This is a genomic window from Streptomyces pseudogriseolus, assembly GCA_002154585.1.
GTDB classification, from domain to species: Bacteria; Actinomycetota; Actinomycetes; order Streptomycetales; family Streptomycetaceae; genus Streptomyces; species Streptomyces pseudogriseolus.
In genome coordinates this window covers 1-674 of record MUNG01000595.1, presented here as the reverse complement: position 1 = coordinate 674, position 674 = coordinate 1, and the positions used below count along the sequence as shown (strand labels likewise).

The following is a 674-nucleotide window of genomic DNA, read 5'->3' as shown; positions in this document are numbered from 1 at the left end:
ACCAGCTTGGGGGTCGCCCGGCGGGTGAGCGGTACGGGCCCGCTCCCCCGCTCGCCGGTCGCGTCCCGGTCGTCGGCGGCGCTCTCGTGCCGTGCGGAGTCGCGGCCGGGCCGCTCGTCGTCGGTGCGGGAGCGGCGGGTCCGGAAGAGGCCGCCGTGATCGCCGTCCTCGTCGTCCAGGGCGGGGAAGCCGTCGAGGGCGTCCAGGTCGACGGGCGCCTCGAGTTCGACGGGTCCGTCCAGCACGGAGGCGGGCAGTCCGGGCAGGGCCACGGGCACCTGGGAGAGCGCGACGCGGCGGCTGTCGGCCGGTTCCTTCCCCGTGCGGCGCGGCCGGTCGAGGCGGAACCCGACGCCGTTGGTGTCGGGCACGTCGTCGGTGAGCAGCGCGTCCGGGATGAACACGACGGCCGTGGTGCCGCCGTACGGGGAGGGCTGGAGGGAGACGCGGACGTTCTGGCGCTGGGCGAGCCGGCTGACCACGAACAGGCCGAGCCGGTCGGTGTCGGACAGCTCGAACTCGGGTGTCTCCGCGAGCCGCAGGTTGGCGTCGAGCAGCGCGTCGGCGGCCATGCCGAGGCCTCGGTCGTGGATCTCCAGGGTGAAGCCGTTGGCGACGCGTTCGCCGACGACCTGGACGGCGGTGTGCGGCGGGGAGAACACCGTGGCGTTCTC

Annotated in this window: 1 protein-coding gene; it reads right to left on the bottom strand. The window is 75.1% G+C overall.

Annotation, left to right across the window (positions count from 1 at the left end; translation table 11 throughout):
* On the bottom strand, positions 1-674 hold a 674-nt coding region (locus tag CCN29_RS33250; RefSeq protein ID WP_143661454.1), incomplete at both ends, for an ATP-binding protein.